Origin of the sequence: Methylobrevis pamukkalensis (genome assembly GCF_001720135.1) — a bacterium.
Lineage (GTDB): Bacteria > Pseudomonadota > Alphaproteobacteria > Rhizobiales > Pleomorphomonadaceae > Methylobrevis > Methylobrevis pamukkalensis.
On record NZ_MCRJ01000015.1, the window covers coordinates 16,110 to 32,303 of the forward strand.

Annotated in this window: 13 protein-coding genes and 2 pseudogenes; 8 read left to right on the plus strand and 7 right to left on the minus strand. The window is 69.7% G+C overall.

Features of this window, described 5'->3' with window-relative positions; all coding sequences use genetic code 11:
• The first annotated feature begins 145 nt into the window (after positions 1-145).
• Positions 146-1,396 (plus strand): DUF3422 family protein, encoded by a 1,251-nt coding sequence (locus tag A6302_RS04190; RefSeq protein ID WP_069306013.1) that lies wholly within the window; start codon positions 146-148, stop codon positions 1,394-1,396.
• A 220-nt stretch (positions 1,397-1,616) separates the two neighbouring features.
• Here the strand turns inward: A6302_RS04190 and A6302_RS04195 are convergent, their stop codons facing one another.
• Positions 1,617-2,552: a LysR family transcriptional regulator gene (locus tag A6302_RS04195; protein WP_069305993.1), complete on the minus strand. Its 936-nt coding sequence runs from the start codon at positions 2,550-2,552 to the stop codon at positions 1,617-1,619.
• A gap of 217 nt (positions 2,553-2,769) precedes the next feature.
• Between A6302_RS04195 and A6302_RS04200 the strand changes: the two are divergent.
• The 5 genes and pseudogenes from A6302_RS04200 (at position 2,770) to A6302_RS04220 (ending at position 8,183) form a co-directional block, all read left to right on the plus strand.
• Positions 2,770-4,265, plus strand: a pseudogene (locus tag A6302_RS04200) (FAD-linked oxidase C-terminal domain-containing protein).
• A gap of 262 nt (positions 4,266-4,527) precedes the next feature.
• Entirely contained in the window at positions 4,528-5,751 is a 1,224-nt protein-coding gene (gene glcE / locus A6302_RS04205; RefSeq protein WP_069305994.1) for a glycolate oxidase subunit GlcE, read from the plus strand.
• 3 nt (positions 5,752-5,754) lie between these two features.
• A complete protein-coding gene (gene glcF / locus A6302_RS04210) occupies positions 5,755-7,101 on the plus strand; it encodes a glycolate oxidase subunit GlcF (protein ID WP_069305995.1) in 1,347 nt (448 codons plus the stop codon).
• A 130-nt stretch (positions 7,102-7,231) separates the two neighbouring features.
• Positions 7,232-7,519: a flagellar basal body rod C-terminal domain-containing protein gene (locus A6302_RS04215; RefSeq protein ID WP_141703402.1), complete on the plus strand. Its 288-nt coding sequence runs from the start codon at positions 7,232-7,234 to the stop codon at positions 7,517-7,519.
• 340 nt (positions 7,520-7,859) lie between these two features.
• Positions 7,860-8,183: a lysozyme inhibitor LprI family protein gene (locus tag A6302_RS04220; RefSeq protein ID WP_141703403.1), complete on the plus strand. Its 324-nt coding sequence runs from the start codon at positions 7,860-7,862 to the stop codon at positions 8,181-8,183.
• A gap of 63 nt (positions 8,184-8,246) precedes the next feature.
• Here A6302_RS04220 and A6302_RS04225 read toward each other — a convergent pair.
• Positions 8,247-8,977: pseudogene (locus tag A6302_RS04225) on the minus strand (L,D-transpeptidase).
• Positions 8,978-9,317: 340 nt separating this feature from the next.
• On the minus strand, positions 9,318-10,070 hold the full coding sequence (locus tag A6302_RS04230) for a DUF2927 domain-containing protein (RefSeq protein ID WP_083255507.1): 753 nt from the start codon (positions 10,068-10,070) through the stop codon (positions 9,318-9,320).
• Between the two features lie 310 nt (positions 10,071-10,380).
• On the opposite strand from A6302_RS04230, the gene A6302_RS04235 reads away from it, so the two are divergent.
• Together A6302_RS04235 and A6302_RS04240 are read left to right on the plus strand one after the other, a co-directional pair.
• Positions 10,381-11,205 carry a protein phosphatase CheZ gene (locus A6302_RS04235; protein ID WP_245293911.1) on the plus strand — a complete coding sequence of 275 codons (825 nt, stop codon included), beginning with the start codon at positions 10,381-10,383 and terminating at the stop codon, positions 11,203-11,205.
• A complete protein-coding gene (locus A6302_RS04240) occupies positions 11,202-11,849 on the plus strand; it encodes a DNA-3-methyladenine glycosylase I (RefSeq protein ID WP_069305997.1) in 648 nt (215 codons plus the stop codon). The genes A6302_RS04235 and A6302_RS04240 overlap by 4 nt, the downstream gene beginning before the upstream one ends.
• Before the next feature lie 6 nt (positions 11,850-11,855).
• On the opposite strand, the gene hisG is transcribed toward A6302_RS04240, so the two are convergent.
• The 4 genes from hisG to A6302_RS04260 all read right to left on the minus strand — a co-directional run bounded on the left by hisG (position 11,856) and on the right by A6302_RS04260 (position 16,128).
• Positions 11,856-12,878 carry an ATP phosphoribosyltransferase gene (gene hisG / locus A6302_RS04245; RefSeq protein WP_069305998.1) on the minus strand — a complete coding sequence of 341 codons (1,023 nt, stop codon included), beginning with the start codon at positions 12,876-12,878 and terminating at the stop codon, positions 11,856-11,858.
• A complete protein-coding gene (locus A6302_RS04250) occupies positions 12,875-14,041 on the minus strand; it encodes an ATP phosphoribosyltransferase regulatory subunit (protein ID WP_069305999.1) in 1,167 nt (388 codons plus the stop codon). Before A6302_RS04250 ends, hisG begins: the two co-directional genes overlap by 4 nt.
• 4 nt (positions 14,042-14,045) lie before the next feature.
• Positions 14,046-15,554, minus strand: a complete 1,509-nt coding sequence (hisS, locus tag A6302_RS04255) for a histidine--tRNA ligase (protein ID WP_069306000.1) — start codon at positions 15,552-15,554, stop codon at positions 14,046-14,048.
• A gap of 160 nt (positions 15,555-15,714) precedes the next feature.
• Positions 15,715-16,128 carry a DoxX family protein gene (locus tag A6302_RS04260; protein ID WP_069306001.1) on the minus strand — a complete coding sequence of 138 codons (414 nt, stop codon included), beginning with the start codon at positions 16,126-16,128 and terminating at the stop codon, positions 15,715-15,717.
• Positions 16,129-16,194 lie beyond the last annotated feature (66 nt).

Here is a 16,194-nt window from a genome sequence, read left to right on the forward strand (position 1 = left end):
GACATACCGCCGGACGGGCCTCCGCTCCCTCGTGTCGCGGTGCGCAGCCGCGCCGAATCCGCTATGTGTCGGCCACGAGAGCGTGGCTGAGGAGGTTCGGGTGGCGGGTGAACAGAAGGGGCTCGCCGGCTGGCTGGTGCATCCGATGCGCGCGCGGGTCATCGGCGAGGTGCACGCCCGGCCGTTCCGGCTGATCGAGACGCCGCGCGTCGTGCTGCACTATGCCTTCATGACGCCGCCGGCGGCGGTGGCGGCCGACCGGGCGTTTCTTACCGAATTCTGCCGCGCCCACGGCGAGCCGGGGCCGGACAGCGACGCCAGCCTGCACCAGATCCGGGTGGCCGGCGGCACGCTTCGCTGGGAGCGCCATTCCGAATTCACCACCTACACCTTCGATGCCCCGCCCGATCCGGGCGCCCGGCCCTTCGCCTCGCTCGGCCGCGATCCCTTCGGCCTCGGCTTCCGTCCGCCCGGCGAGATGCTGGTTGCGACCCGGCTCGACCTCGTCGCCGAAAGCGCGGTGCCGGAGACGGCCGGCGGGCCGCTCGCCTTCTTCGAGGAGGTGTGGGTGTCGGCCTCGACGGTGGTCGACGGCACGGCGCTGATCGTCACCGATTTCCGGGCCGATGGCGACGGGCGCACGCGCATCCTGATCGTCGATCGTGGCCTTCATGCCCGCCAGTCCGGCGCGCTGGTGCAGCGGCTGCTGGAGATCGAGACCTACCGCACCTTCGCGATGCTCGGCCTGCCGGAGGCCCAGCGGCTCGGTCCGCTGGTGGCCGACATCGAGCAGCGCCTCCTGGAGAACACCGAGGCGCTGCGCACCAGCCATGGCCTCAGCCGCAACCGCGAGCTTCTCGGCGAGCTGACCCGGCTGTCGGCGGAGCTGGAGGCGCTGGCGGCAGCCACCGCCTTCCGCTTCGGCGCCAGCCGCGCCTATGACGAGATCGTCCGGCTGCGGCTCGACGCGATCCGTGAGGAGACCTACGAGGGCTACTCCACCTGGGGCGCCTTTCTCACCCGCCGCACGGCCCCGGCGATGCGCACCCTGCGCGCCATCCAGGACCGGCAGGGCGACCTGGCGATCCGGCTCGGCCGCGCCGGCGACCTCCTGCGCACCCGCATCGATGTGGAACTGGAAGAGCAGAACCGCGACCTGCTCGATTCCATGAACCGCCGCGCGCGCCTGCAGCTGCGCCTGCAGCAGACGGTCGAGGGTCTCTCGGTCGCGGCGGTCAGCTATTACATCGTGGGGCTGGTCGGCTATCTCGCCAAGGGCGGCAAGCTGTTCCACCTCGAGGTGGACCCCGGCATCCTCACCGCCGCCGCCGTGCCGCTGGTCATCGCCTTCGTCTGGTGGACGGTCCGCCGCATCCGCAAGCATCACGACGAGTGAGGGCAGCGAGTAGGTAGGAGTGCGTCTCCAGTGTCATTCCCGGCGGCGGCGCGCAGCGCCGACGGGAAGGGAATCCAGAAGCTGGCCACTGAATTCCACGGCTGATTTCTGGATCCCCTTCCCAAGCCGAGCTGTCGCTCGACTTGCCGGGGATGACACCCTTAAAGCCAGTGAAGGTGACCAAGGACCATGACGGCTTGTTGCTCCCCCAATCCAACCCTCAAGCCGCGGCGATGCGCTTCGTCAGCACCGCGTCGAGGCCCTGGTCCCAGTAGGGCTGCGGACCGTAGAGGTTGGCGAGATAGTCGATGAACACCCGCACCTTGGCGGCAAGGAAGCGGCGGCTCGGATAGACCGCGTAGACGCCCACATGGCGCGAGGCGCGGTATTCCGGCAGCACGATCTTGAGCCGGCCGGCGGAAAGATCCGGCCCGATGTCCCAGGTGGAGCGCAGGGCGATGCCGACGCCGGCAAGGGTGAGTTCCCGGACCACTTCCGAGGAATTGGTCTGCACCGGCCCGCTGGCGCGCACGGCGACGGGGCCGCCCGGTCCTTCCAGCCGCCACGGATCCTGATGGGCGGCGGCAAGGCAGATGTGGTCGGACAGGTCCTCGATCGACTTCGGCGTGCCGTGGGCTTCCAGATAGTCCGGCGAGGCGCACAGCACCCGGTGGGCCGGAGCAAGGCGACGGACGACGAGGCTGGAATCGGCCAGTTCCGCGATGCGGATCGCCAGATCGTAGCCTTCGCCGACCACGTCGACGAAGTCGTCCGACAGCACCAGGTTGACGCCGAGATCCGGGTTGGCCTCGAGGAATTCGCCGAGATAGGGCGCGATGTGCATCCGGCCGAAGGAGGTGGGCGCCGAGACCTTGAGCGTGCCGCGCGCCAGTGCCGAGCGCCGCGAGACGAAGGCCTCTGCCTCCTCGATCGAGGCGAGGATCGCGACGATACGCTCGTAGAAGCCCTGGCCGGCTTCGGTCAGCGCGATCTGCCGCGTCGTGCGTTGCAGGAGGCGCGTGCCGAGGCGATCTTCCAGGCGGCGGATGCGTTTGGACACGACCGCCGGCGAAAGGGCCATTTCACGTCCCGCAGCCGACATGCTGCCGGCGGTGACGACACGCGCGAAGATTTCAAGGTCGGCGATATCAGGCATTTTTCGACCCGCGCATAAGTGGCAACTCTGTCATTCGCATTCCGATGACATATAGTCCCCTGCGCAGGCATCCAGCCCCGGAAAGCTACGGATTCTCGGAATGCATCACTGGTACACATGATACCACGCTTTTTCCGTGGTGGAAAGAATTGTCGTCAAATCGTCGCAAATAGCAAGGTCGACGAAACGGGGCGTCGGACAAGGGGGAGGAAGTCGCATGTCAGGGCCCAAGATGCCGGAGCCGGATCGGCAGATCATGCGCGACGCGCGTCGATCGCCGCGGCGCTGCGCCGTATCCTGCCGGGGGAGGGGGTTCTGGACGGCGACATCGCCCTGCGCCCCTACGAGAGCGACGGCCTGACCGCCTATCGCCAGCCGCCGCTGCTGGTCGTGCTGCCAGAGACGACCGCCGAGGTCGCGGCCATCCTCAAGTACTGCCACGGTGAAGGCATCAAGGTCGTGCCGCGCGGGGCGGGCACGTCCCTGTCCGGCGGGGCGCTGCCGCTCGCCGACGGGGTGCTGATGTCGATGATGAAATTCAACCGCATCCTCGACGTGGATTTCCCCAATCGCTGCGCCGTGGTGCAGCCCGGGGTCACCAATCTCGGCATCACCAGGGCCGTCGAACACGCCGGCTTCTACTATGCCCCCGATCCCTCGTCCCAGATCGCCTGCTCGATCGGCGGCAATGTCGCGGAAAACTCCGGCGGCGTGCATTGCCTCAAATACGGCCTCACCACCAACAACGTGCTCGGCCTGGAGATGGTGCTGATGACCGGCGAGGTGATCCGCCTCGGTGGCCGCCATCTCGACGCCGAGGGCTACGACCTGCTCGGCCTCGTGGTCGGCTCGGAGGGCCTGCTCGGCGTCGTCACCGAGGTCACCGTGCGCCTGCTGCGCAGCCCCGAGACGGCCCGCGCGCTGCTGGTGGGCTTTGCTTCCTCGGAAGAAGCCGGGCAGACCGTGGCCGATGTGGTGGCCGCCGGCATCATTCCGGGCGGCATGGAGATGATGGACCGGCCGGCAATCGCCGCCGCCGAGGACTTCGTCCACGTCGGCTATCCGCGCGACGCGGAGGCGCTGCTGATCGTCGAACTCGACGGTCCGCCGGTGGAGGTCGATCACCTGATCGGCGAGGTCGAGGCGATCGCCCTGCGCAACGGCGCCACCTCGCTCAAGATTTCCGGGTCGGACGCCGAACGCATGGCCTTCTGGGCCGGCCGCAAGGCGGCCTTCCCCGCCGTGGGGCGGATCTCGCCGGACTACTACTGCATGGACGGCACGATCCCGCGCAAGGCGCTGCCGCAGGTGCTCGCCGGCATGCGCGAATTGTCGGTGAAATATGGTCTTTCCTGCGCCAACGTCTTCCACGCGGGCGACGGCAACCTGCATCCGCTGATCCTCTATGATGCCAACAAGCCCGGCGAATTGCAGGCGGCGGAGGATTTCGGCTCCGACATCCTGCGCCTCTGCGTCAAGGTCGGCGGCGTGCTCACCGGCGAACACGGCGTGGGGGTGGAGAAGCGCGACCTGATGCACGAGATGTTCGACGACGTGGACCTTGCCCACCAGATGCGGGTGAAATGCGCCTTCGACGACGGCCACCTGCTCAACCCCGGCAAGGTCTTCCCCCAGCTCCGCCGCTGCGCCGAACTCGGCCGCATGCACATCCACCGCGGCAACCTGCCGTTTCCGGAACTGCCGAGGTTTTGAGGATGGGTTCCTGGACCGGTTTCTTCCTGTGGGTGGGGCTTCCCCCTCTCCCTGTCCCTCCCCCTCCAGGGGGGAGGGGACGATCGGCGTCCTGTCCGTCGTCTCCAAGGCGTTGCGCCGAGACGAGACGGGGAGAGACGAAAGCCGTGGCGTCCTGCGTCCCCTCCCCCCTCGAGGGGGAGGGACAGGGAGAGGGGGGCGGCGCCTCCCGCGCTCACCGCGCCCTTGCAGGCCACCGCTTCGCCCCCCACGGAGCCACCCCATGACCGCCCTTCGCCCGACCGATGAAGCCGGCGTCCTCGCCGCCGTCGCGGACGCCGTTGCCACCGGCACGAGCCTCGAAATCCTCGGCGCCGGGTCGAAGCGCGGGCTCGGCCGGCCGGTGGCGGCGGGCCGCACGCTCGATCTCACCGGCCTCTCCGGCGTCACCTTCTACGAGCCGGAAGAACTGGTCATCGCCGTCCGCCCCGGAACCCCGCTGGCCGAGGTGGGGCACCTGCTCGCCTCGCGCGGCCAGGCGCTTGCCTTCGAGCCGCCGGATCTCGGACCGCTCTACGGCGCGCCCGCCGACGTCGGTACCATCGGCGGGATGATCGCCGCCAATCTCTCGGGTCCGCGCCGGATCAAGGCCGGCGCCGCCCGCGACCACATGCTCGGCATTCGCGCGGTCTCCGGGCGCGGCGAGATTTTCAAGTCGGGCGGGCGGGTGGTGAAGAATGTCACCGGCTACGACATGTCGAAGGGGCTGACCGGCTCCTTCGGCACGCTCGCCGTCTTCACCGAACTGACGCTCAAGGTGCTGCCCGCGCCGCAGACGGCGACGACGCTGATGTGGACGGGCCTTGCCGATGACGCGGCCGTCGCCGTGCTGTCGCGGGCGCTCGGCTCGCCCGCAGACGTCTCCGGCGCCGCGCATCTGCCCGCGTCCGTTGCTGCGGACTTCGGCTTTTCCGGCCCGGCAACCCTGCTGCGTCTGGAAGGCATCGCGCCCTCGGTCGCCGACCGGGCGGCCCGTCTCGCCGCGCTTCTGGCCGATGCCGGCCCGGCCGAGGCGATGGGGGGCGAGCCCGGCCTCGATCTGTGGCGCGCGATCCGCGACGTCGCGCCCTTCGCGGCAACGCCGGGAACGGTCGTCTGGAAGATTTCCGTCGCCCCGACGGCCGGGCCGAAGGTGGTGGCGCGGCTGCCGGCGGCGCTGCCGAGCACGGCCGGCAGCCGCCATTTCTACGACTGGGGCGGCGGCCTCGTCTGGCTCGCTCTGGACCCGACCTCCGCCGATGATGCCGGCGCCGCGGCAATCCGCGCGGCGATCGCGGCGGAAGGCGGCGGCCACGCGACGCTGGTGCGTGCGCCCGCCGAGCTTCGCGCCCGCATCCCGGTGTTCGAGCCGCAGCCCGGCCCGCTGGCCGCGCTCACCGCGCGGCTGAGAGCACAGTTCGATCCGCTCGGGATTCTCAATCCCGGGCGCATGGTGGCGAAGGACTGACCGATGCAGACCCATTTCTCCCTCGCCCAGCTGGCCGATCCGGACGTCGCGGCCTCCGAGAAGATCCTGCGGACCTGCGTCCACTGCGGCTTCTGCACGGCGACCTGTCCGACCTTCGTGCTGCTCGGCGACGAGCTCGACAGCCCGCGCGGCCGCATCTACCTCGTCAAGGAGATGCTGGAGAACGACCGGCCGGCCGACGCCGAGACCGTCAAGCATCTCGACCGCTGTCTCTCGTGTCTCTCCTGCATGACCACCTGCCCATCAGGTGTAGACTACATGCATCTGGTGGACCATGCGCGCGCCCACACCGAGCGGACCTATCGCCGACCGATGGCTGACCGGCTGCTGCGCGCGCTGCTGGCTTTCGTGCTGCCGCATCCCGGCCGGTTCCGGCTGGCGCTCGCCGGCGCGCGGCTCGCCCGGCCGTTCAGTGGCCTGTTTGCAAGGCTCGGTGCCCCCGGCCGGCGGTTGGCGGCGATGCTCGCATTGGCTCCGTCCGCCCTGCCGGACAAGGCGGTGCATCGGCCCGGTGACGTGATCCCGGCGGAAGGCGATCGCCGCCGCCGCGTTGCGCTCCTCTCCGGCTGCGCGCAGTCGGTGCTCGATCCGGGCATCAACGCCGCCACGATCCGGTTGCTGACCCGGGCCGGCGTCGAGGTGGTGCTGCCGAAGGGGGAGGGCTGCTGCGGCGCGCTCGTCCATCACATGGGACGCGAGACGGAGGCGCAGGACGCGGCACGGCGCAATATCGACGCCTGGATGGGCGAGATCGAGCACGACGGGCTGGACGCGATCGTCATCACCGCATCCGGCTGCGGCACGACGATCAAGGACTATGGCCACATGCTCGCGCGCGATCCCGACTATGCCGCGACGGCCGAGCGCGTCTCGGACCTCGCGAAGGATCTGACCGAGGTGCTCACCATCCTCGACCTGCCGCCGCAGCCGGGCCCGGGCCGGGTGGCCGGCATGGCGGGCGGACGGCCGATCCGGGTCGCCTATCACTCGGCCTGCTCGATGCAGCACGGCCAGCGCATCCGCGAGACGCCGAAACAGCTTCTGCGCGCCGCCGGCTTCGAGGTCGTCGATGTGCCCGAGGGCCACCTCTGCTGCGGCTCGGCCGGAACCTACAACATTCTCCAGCCGGAGATCGCCGGGCGGCTGCGCGACCGCAAGGTCGCCAACATCGCGAAGGTGGCGCCCGACGTGATCGCCGCCGGCAACATCGGCTGCATGACCCAGATCGCCACCGGCACGTCGATTCCGATCGTCCACACTGCCGAGCTGCTCGACTGGGCGCACGGGGGACAGACGCCCGCCGCCCTGCGTGGACTGCATCTGGCCTGACGATCGTGGATCGGTCCGATTCGAGCGGATGTGTTGACGGATCGTCAACGCCGGAACGCCAGAGTGACCGGGCGTTTCCGCCGGCCGATGGGGCCGGGACGCAAGGACAGGCAGGACCATGATCGGCGCCATGCGCACATCCCTTGCAGGCATGACCGCCGCGTCGAGCCGCTTCGAGGCCTCGGCCGGCCGGGTCGCGGCCGCCGGCGTGTCCGGTCCGATGCCGGCAGGCACGGACGCGCCGACCGCGCCGGGCGCGCTCCAGCCGGCGCCCTCCGGCGGGGTGGCCATGCCCGAGGTCAGCTTTGCGGCGGAGGCGGTCGAGCAGATGACCGCGAAGGCCGCCTACCAGGCCTCTGTCGCCACCTTCCGCGCCGCGAACGAGATGACAAGGGACGTGCTCGATCTCCTCGCCTGACGGGCTGGCAACCCCGGATTCCCGGCGCGCCGTCTCGTGCGAAGGCTGGCGATGCAGTGTTGCGATCGATTCTCCGCTCGACATTTGCCGGCCACTTTTCCACACTACAACCCTGCTGCATTGCGGCGACAAGCCGGCGACGCAGGTCCCTCAGGCCGGCGGACGACGGCGAGGAATTTCGACGTGCATGGTTCGGGCACAGGCCCGCGCCAGACTCGTGGTCGGTTGGCGGCTGTCGAGGGCATGGAGAAGACACCGCGATGGCGGGCTCTGTTCAGATTGGTTGCGTAAAATGTCTTTGATCAAACGGATTTCCATTTTTCTTGCCAGACCGCTCGTGGTGACTGCGCTCGGTCTCGCCCTGTCGATTGGCTTTCCGTCGGTCGGCTCCCACACGGCCTCAGCCGCCACGCCGAGTTTCGATTGCGAGGGCGCGCGCGGCGACATCGAGAAGCTCATCTGCGCCGACGACGAACTCGCCGAACTGGATGTGACGCTGGCGCGCGACCTTGCCGCCGCCCTCGCACGGGCGCCGGCCAACGAGGTGTCGGCGCTGAAGACCCGCGAGCGCGACTGGCGCAAGACGCGCAACAACTGCGCCCGCGCGCCCGATCCGCGCCAGTGCACGCTGGACGCCTATCGCAAGATGCTCGGCCAGCTCTGAGATCCGGACAACGAAAAAGGGGCCAAAAGGCCCCTTTTTGATGGCGAGGTCGGACCTGCGCGATCAGCGCAGCACGACCACCCGGGCGCCGACGGGCACGCGGTTGTAGAGGTCGGTCACGTCCTCGTTGCGCATGCGGATGCAGCCGGACGAGACCGCCTGGCCGATCGTCCACGGCTGCGACGTGCCATGGATGCGGTAGAGCGTGGAGCCGAGGTAGAGCGCGCGGGCGCCGAGCGGGTTCTGCGGGCCGCCGGGCATGTAGGACGGCAGCTCCGGCTGGCGCTTGCGCATCTCCGGCGGCGGCGTCCAGCCCGGCCATTCTGCCTTGCGGGTGACGCGGTGGCTGCCGGCCCAGGTGAAGCCGGGGCGGCCGACGCCGACGCCGTAGCGACGCGCGCGGTTGTTCTCCTCCACCAGCATCAGATGCCGGCTTTCGGTGTCGATCACGATCGTGCCCGGCGCGAACGGGCCTTCGTAGTCGACCACGGTCGGCAGGAATTCGGCGGAGATCTGGTGGGCCGGTCGCAGGGCGGCGGGATGGGCGGTGGCCGGCGGCGCATAGGACAGCGTCGGCTCGGGACGCGCCGGATCGGGCAGGCGCGTGGCGCCGGCATGGGCCTTCGGCGCGGCATAGATCGGCGTGTTGCCGGGCCGCAGCTGCATCACCCACGGGTCGGTGAGATCCGGGCTGAGGACGATCGGCGGCGGCGTTGCGTGGCGGGCGCGGCGGCAAGGGCCGGGCCGGCAAGAACGGCGCCGGCCACGGCGGCGAGAAGCAGGACATGTTTCATCGACAGACTCGAGACGCGACAGTCGTTGCGGTTGCCGGTGACGTGGGCCCGCGCGGCGGCATTCTGCCGGGCGCGGCACGCCTCCGAGGCGGCCGGGGGACGCCCGCCGCACCGCGACGCCGCAGCGTTCCGGTTTCGGCGGGAGCGTCCCCGTCGCCGTCACGCTAGGGCGCAAACCTCAAGCGAATGGTGAATCAAATCAGAGGGCCGCCCTGCAAATGCCGCCGATCTCGGAGCGTGGTAAACGAAGGGTCGCGAAACAGGATGAACGCGGGGTTGACGACGTATGGCTCCGGCACCGGACGGTGGGCGGAAAACCCCGCCCGCATTGCGCCGCTCCTCAGCGCACGCGGCGGCGCATGTCCCGGATCACCTCGGGCAGCACGGCGGCCGCCTCGCGCATGGTCATGCCGTTCCGGATGCGCGGATCGTAGAGCATGCTGACGATCGCGCGGTCGAACACCATCATGTCGCGGTGGCGCGTGGTGTCGTTGAACATCGACGCGGCGAGCGAGACGTCGTCGTTGATCGGGCCGAGGCCCTGCAGGATCTCCTCGATCATGCAGCGCTGGAACAGGAACTCGCCCTCGTCGGCGACGATGATCGAGGTCGAACGGGCGATCGAGGCGCGACCGAGGTCCATGATCGTCACGCATTTGCCGGGCAGCGGGCGGCCATGGCCGCCGAAGATCGCCGCCCTGGACGGCGCCGCATAGCCGCTGCGATCGGTGATGACGACGGTGAAATTCGCCTTTTCCCCGGGCGCGGCAAGCCGGGCGTCGAGGCCGCGGATCGATTTCGGCAGGCTGCGGATGAAGGCGGCCACCCGGTCGGCCCGACCGCTCCCGGAGCGGTCGTCGATCGCGAAGCGGACCGGAACCTCGAATTTCTTGACGCGCATGCCGCGCACGCGGCTGCCGGACTCGGTGCCGAACACCGTGCGCATGAAGCCGTCCGCAAGATGCTGGTCGGAGAACCGCGACAGCCCGCCGGCCAGCGCCGGCAACGGCAGGGCGATCACCAGCGCCGCGAACAGCGCGGCGACAATGCGGAAAGGACGGCGGGGCGAATAGGCCCGATCATGCTGCGCCACGTGTCGGTCCCCCTGAGCGGCCGCTTGCGGCCTTCTGGTGCGGGCGCTGTCGCTGCCCTCACGATCGATCCGTGGCGGTTCCCGCTCTTGCCGGTCTCGATACTGCTCTCACACGGTCGTGATCCCCTGATCACACGGATGTGAAGTTAACGGATTTGCAGGGATGGTCAATCGGCGATCCTGCGAACAAACCGGGCAGATCGTCTCCATTCCCGCCGCAATCGGCTTCGGGGGCATTTTAGGACAACCGGATGTTAACGCCGGCCGATAATTTGGGCTCGTAACAGGGTGACGAGAGGACTTGCGGATCATGTCGAGAGGGAAGCGGGCCTACCGCATCGAGTCCTACCTGAACGGCGCATCCGCCCAGCTGGCGCTCCCGTCTCCTGCCTTCGACCAGTCCGCCCAGATCCTGCACGAGATCAGCGAGCTCAAGCGGATGATGGCGCCGACGCGCGAGGTCAGCACCGCCGTGCTCGAGGACTACCGCCGCCAGTTCGGCGAGGCGATGAAGCTCAAGGACGAACTGGACGAGATCCAGGCGGCCATCATGCAGACCAAGCGCGAGATCGCGACCCTGCATGTCTCCAATTTCGAGGGCCGCGAGATGTCGCGCGTCACCGACGAACTCGACGCGGTCGTGCACGGCACCGAGCGGGCGACCGAGACGATCCTGTCGGCCGCGGAAGTGATCGACGATGCCGCCAACACCCTGGCAGCCCGGACCAAGGGCGAGGACCACGCCCTCGCGGCCGACATCCAGGAGCGGGTGATCGCGATCTTCGAGGCCTGCAACTTCCAGGACCTCACCGGCCAGCGGATCAACAAGGTGGTCCATGCGATGCGCTTCATCGAGACCCGGGTCGCCCGGATGATCGAGATCTGGGGCGGCATGGAAGCTTCGCCGAGATCGAGGCCGACGAGATGGCCAAGCGCGAGGGCGACGCCGCCCTGCTCAACGGTCCGGCGCTCGAGACCGACGAGAACATCGCCAGCCAGGACGACATCGACGCCCTGTTCGCCTGAGGCTTTCACCGCAAGCTTTCGGCCCCACTTGCCAGACACCGCGCCGATTGCCTCGGCGCGGCGGTCATGTTACGAACAAAGAGTGAACAATCGACGGGGTTGGCGATGACGGACGACGCGGATGCGAGGGACGGTCTCCTGCAGGGGCCGGATGGCGCGTGGCGCTGCTGGTGGCAGGGCGAGAAGGACGACTATCGCCGCTATCACGACGAGGAATGGGGCCGCCCGGTCGCCGACCCGCGGACCCTCTTTGAAAAGCTGTGCCTGGAGGGCTTCCAGTCGGGCCTGTCCTGGCTGACGATCCTGCGCAAGCGCGAGAATTTCCGCGCCGGTTTTGCGGGCTTCGACATCGACCGCGTGGCGGACTTCGGCGAGGACGACGTCGCCCGCCTGCTCGCCGACGCCGGCATCGTCCGCCACAAGGCCAAGATCCTGTCGGTGATCAACAACGCGCGCCGCGCCCGGGCGATGCGGGATGCGGGCGTGTCGCTGGCCGCCCTCGTCTGGAGCTACGAGCCGGACCCGGCGACGCGGCCGCCCGTCTGCGACCGGGCCAGCCTGTCGGCGCTCGGCCGGACGCCGGAATCGACTGCGCTGTCGAAGAGGCTGCTGAAGGACGGCTGGTCCTTCGTCGGGCCAACGACGGTCTACGCCTTCATGCAGTCGATGGGCGTGGTCAACGACCACCTCGAAGGCTGCTGCTGCCGCGCCCCGGTGGAGGCCCTGCGCGCCGCCTTCGTGCGGCCGCGCTAGGAACGCCTACCCGATGCGGCGGGCGAGGGCGTCGTAGAGCCGGTTTTCCGCCTCGAACACATAATCGACCGACGATACCGCGACGGTGCGCGCGCCTTCCTCGATCAGCCACGACGCGAGGTCGTGGATCGCCTTGGCCGGGCAGAGCAGCACCAGCCGGTCGCCCTCGACCGGCAGCGGCAGGGTCGCGCCGAAGCGGTTGGCGGCGATCGCCGCGAAACGATCGGCGCCGGCGACTGAGGCCTCGATGCGGCGCACGCCGCGCGCCCTTGCATCGGCGGCGATGCGGGTCAGCATGGTGCGTGCAGCAACACGCGCGGTCTGCGACCAGGCCGCCCCGGTCGCGGCGACGAGGCAGGCTTCCGAGCGCATCATCGTCGCGTCGTCCACCACCTTCAGGCCGTTGTCGGCCAGCGTTCGGCCGGTGGAGGTGATGTCGACGATCAGTTCGGCGGTGCCGGCGGCCGGCGCGCCCTCGGTGGCGCCGGGGCTTTCGACGATCAGATAGTCCGACACGCCGTGGCCGGTGAGGAAGCGCCGGGTCAGCGACACGTATTTGGTCGCAACCCGCATCGGCCGGTGATGCTTCAGCCGGAAACGGGCGGCAACGTCGGCCAGATCGGCCATGGAGACGACGTCGAGCCAGGCCTGCGGCACGGCGACGACCACGTTGGCGTGGCCGAAGCCGAGCTTGGTGACGAGATGGGCCGGCGCGGGCGCCGTGTCGTCGAGCCGGGCGCCGGGGGCAAGCTCCTCCTGCGCCGCGCCGAGCGTCTCGTGCAGCAGGTCGAGGCCGGTGACGGCGAGATGGACGTTGCCGGCGCCGACCTCGCGGGCGATCTCCGAGGCCGAGCGGAACTGCACCTCGGCCCCGGGAACCCCGGCGATGGTGCCGAAATAGTCGCGGCTGCCGCGCGCCTGGCGGATGACGAGGCCGGAGCGTTCGAAGAAGGCGAGCGTCTGCTCCTGCAGCCGGCCCTTGGAGGGAACGGCAACGATCAGCGGCGCGTCGCCGGCGGGGCTGGTCATGGGCGGGGCTCCGGCGCGGGGCCGCCGAGGGCGGCGAGACGTTCGGTCCAGATGGCAAAGCCGACGGCGCGGGTGCCGGCCGGCGCCCCGAACACCGGCATCAGCCCGTCGTAGCGCCCGCCGCCGCAGACCTGTCCGAGGTCGGGGGCGCGGCGGTCGGCGATGTCGAAGACGAAGCCGTCGTAGTAGCCGAGACGGCGGCCGAAGCGGGCCGAGAACACGATCTCGTCCACCGGCACGCCGGCGTTGCTGAGCGCGTCGATCCGGCCCTCGAACAGGTCGAGCGCCGCGGCAAAGCCTTCTGACCCGCCGGGAAGACGGGCGGCAAGGGCGCGGAGCCGCCCGACGGCGGCCGGCAACGGCGCCTCGATGGCGAGGAAGTCGGCGATGATCGCCGCATGCTCGCTCGGCATCACGTCCTCGGCGGCAAGGCTCGCCTGCTCCAGCACGCGCTCGGCGATCTCCGAAGTGGAACGGCCGCCGACGGTCTGGACGCCGGCAATCGACAGGATGTCGGCGAAAAGCTCGCCGACCTTTTCCGGCGGGAAGGCGGCCAGCGCGCCGATCACCTCGGCATGGGGGGCGAACTGGAGGAAGCCGGCGCGCGGGCCGGCCATGCGCGCCACGGTCTCGTTGACCTTCTGCGGGTCGCCGAACTGGGTCATCAGCCGGCGCTTCCACGCCGGGGGCACGGCGAGCGCGCCGAGCAGGCGGAAGAACAGGCCGACGTCCCCGGCCAGCACCGACGGCGCGTCGATGCCGGAGGCACGGGCGATGTCGAGGGCGAGCGCCAGCACCTCGGCGTCGGTCGTCGCGACATCATGGTCGCCGATCACCTCGCCGCCCATCTGCCACACCTCGTCGTCCTCGCCGGGACGGCCGTTGCGGAAGATCTTGCCGGAATAGGAGTAGCGGCCGCCCACCTGCGTCGCCGTCTCGCCGAGCACCTTGCGGCAGACCGGCACGGTGAACTCGGGCCGCAGGCAGCGCTCCATGCCGCGTCCGTCGGCGACGACGAGGATGCGGCGGCGGAATTCCTCGCCGGAAATCCGGACGAAATCCTCCATCGGCAGCAGCACCGGGACTTCCACGGGCGAAAAGCCCGCGCTGGCCAGCGCGGCCCCAGCCCGGGCGATGGCGGCGTCGAGGGCCTCGCGGCTCATCGGCTCACTCCGAGGCCGGCGGCACGGCGGCCGCCAGCATGCGTTGGACTTCCGCGACGAGATCGGCGCGCTTGACGGTCACCTGCGCCGGGCGGCTCGCCCGCCAGGTCTCGTTGTCGGCAATCCCCTTGGAGAGTTCCTTGCCGAGGTCGAGATCCTTGATCTGCACCTCGCCGGCCTCGCGCTCGTTGGAGCCCTCGATGATGGCGAGCGGCGCGTTGCGGCGGTCGGCGTATTTCATCTGCGGCTTCATGCCGGACGAGCCGAGATACATCTCGGCGCGGATGCCGGCGGCGCGCAGCTCCGCGACCATCGCCTGGTAGGAGGCGATCGCCGAGCGGTCCATGACCAGCACGACCACCGGGCCGCGCGAGGCCTCGCCGCCGATCTTGCCAAGGCTTTTCAGCGCGGCGGCAAGGCGCGAGACGCCGATCGAGAAGCCGGTCGCCGGGACATTCTCCTTCATGAACCGGCCGACGAGCCCGTCATAGCGCCCGCCGCCGCCGACCGAGCCGAAGCGCACGGTCTGGCCCTCGTCATTCGTCACGTCGAACAGCAGTTCGGCCTCGTAGACCGGGCCGGTATAATATTCGAGGCCGCGCACGACGGAGGGGTCGATGCGGACCCGGTCGCCGTATCCCGCGGCATCGATCAACTCGCCGATCGTCGCCAGTTCCCCGGCGCCCTCGCTGCCGCGCCCGCCGGACGCGACCAGCGCGGCGAGGTTGGCGATCGTCGCGGCTGCGCTCTCGGCACCGGCGGCGACGAAGGCGAGCACCGTGTCGGCCGCAGCGGCATCCAGCCCGGCACCCTTGGTGTAGTCGCCGCTCTTGTCGTCCGGATTCTCCCAGCGGCCCGCGCCGAGGAGGTCCCGCACGCCGTCGGGGCCGATCTTGTCGAGCTTGTCGATGGCGCGCAGCACGGTGAGACGCTTGTCCGCATTCTCCTCGCCGGCAAGGCCGATCGCCTCCATCACCCCGTCGAGAACCTTGCGGTTGTTGACGCGGATCACATACTGGCCGCGCGCGATGCCGAGCGCCTCCAGCGTGTCGGCCATCATCATGCACATCTCCGCGTCGGCGGCGACCGAGGGGGCGCCGACGGTGTCGGCGTCGAACTGCATGAACTGACGGAAGCGGCCGGGACCGGGCTTCTCGTTGCGGAACACCCAGCCGGCGCGGTAGCTGCGGTAGGGCTTGGCGAGACGCTCGAAATTCTCGGCGACGTAGCGGGCCAGCGGCGCGGTCAGGTCGTAGCGCAGCGACAGCCACTGCTCGTCGTCGTCCTGGAAGGAGAACACGCCCTCGTTCGGGCGGTCCTGGTCGGGCAGGAACTTGCCGAGCGCGTCGGTGTATTCGACCAGCGGCGTCTCCACCGGCTCGAAGCCGTAGAGCTCGTAGGTCTCGCGGATCGTGCGCATCATCGCTTCCGCGGCGCGGATCTCGTCCGCGGTGCGGTCGACGAAGCCACGCGGCACCCGCGCGGCCTTGGGGTTCGACGGCGTCGTCGTCATGAAATCCTGCCCTCGGGTCCGGAACGGTCGGCCGGACGCGCAAAAAACCGCGCCCGGAAGCCGGGCGCGTCGTTGCCGAGGTAACTAGCCGAACGGGGCGCGAAGGGCAAGTTTGCGGGGCCCCGGACCCGCGCCGTTGCAGGTCCGCAGCCAGGGCCGTTCACGCCCTGCCGCGCCGTCCGTCCACCGACCAGGCGCCGGCGCCCGCCGCGAACAGGGCAAGGAAGCCGCCGGCAATGGTCACGTTCTTCCAGAAATTGATCATCTGCGCCGAGGCGACGGCCGCATCGGTCGCCGCCTGCGCGGCGACATAGTGGAAGAGCAGGCCCGAGGCCAGCGAGAAGCCGGCGAGCAGCAGGGCGGCAAGGCGGGTCTGGAAGCCGACGAGGATCAGCAGGCCGCCTCCGAGTTCGGTGAGGATGACCAGCGGCAGAAGCGCGCCGGGCACGCCCATCGCCTCCATATATTGCTGCGTGCCCGCGTAGCCGGAGATCTTGCTCCAGCCGGCGGTGATGAAGATGAGCGACATGAGGAGGCGGGCGGCAAGCAGCGCCGGCGATTGAAGTCTGGACATGTGACGTCTCCGAAGGTCCGGGATTTCTTCCGGAGCAGCGTCCGGTGACGCGAGATATGCGCCGAA

Bases quoted from the DNA above. Each gene is read 5' to 3' on its own strand.
- A6302_RS04190 (WP_069306013.1), top strand. From the start codon at position 146: ATGCGCGCGCGGGTCATCGGCGAGGTGCACGCCCGGCCGTTCCGGCTG.
- A6302_RS04195 (WP_069305993.1), bottom strand. From the start codon at position 2,552: ATGCCTGATATCGCCGACCTTGAAATCTTCGCGCGTGTCGTCACCGCC.
- glcE (WP_069305994.1), top strand. From the start codon at position 4,528: ATGACCGCCCTTCGCCCGACCGATGAAGCCGGCGTCCTCGCCGCCGTC.
- glcF (WP_069305995.1), top strand. From the start codon at position 5,755: ATGCAGACCCATTTCTCCCTCGCCCAGCTGGCCGATCCGGACGTCGCG.
- A6302_RS04215 (WP_141703402.1), top strand. From the start codon at position 7,232: ATGCGCACATCCCTTGCAGGCATGACCGCCGCGTCGAGCCGCTTCGAG.
- A6302_RS04235 (WP_245293911.1), top strand. From the start codon at position 10,381: ATGTCGAGAGGGAAGCGGGCCTACCGCATCGAGTCCTACCTGAACGGC.
- A6302_RS04240 (WP_069305997.1), top strand. From the start codon at position 11,202: ATGACGGACGACGCGGATGCGAGGGACGGTCTCCTGCAGGGGCCGGAT.
- hisG (WP_069305998.1), bottom strand. From the start codon at position 12,878: ATGACCAGCCCCGCCGGCGACGCGCCGCTGATCGTTGCCGTTCCCTCC.
- A6302_RS04250 (WP_069305999.1), bottom strand. From the start codon at position 14,041: ATGAGCCGCGAGGCCCTCGACGCCGCCATCGCCCGGGCTGGGGCCGCG.
- hisS (WP_069306000.1), bottom strand. From the start codon at position 15,554: ATGACGACGACGCCGTCGAACCCCAAGGCCGCGCGGGTGCCGCGTGGC.
- A6302_RS04260 (WP_069306001.1), bottom strand. From the start codon at position 16,128: ATGTCCAGACTTCAATCGCCGGCGCTGCTTGCCGCCCGCCTCCTCATG.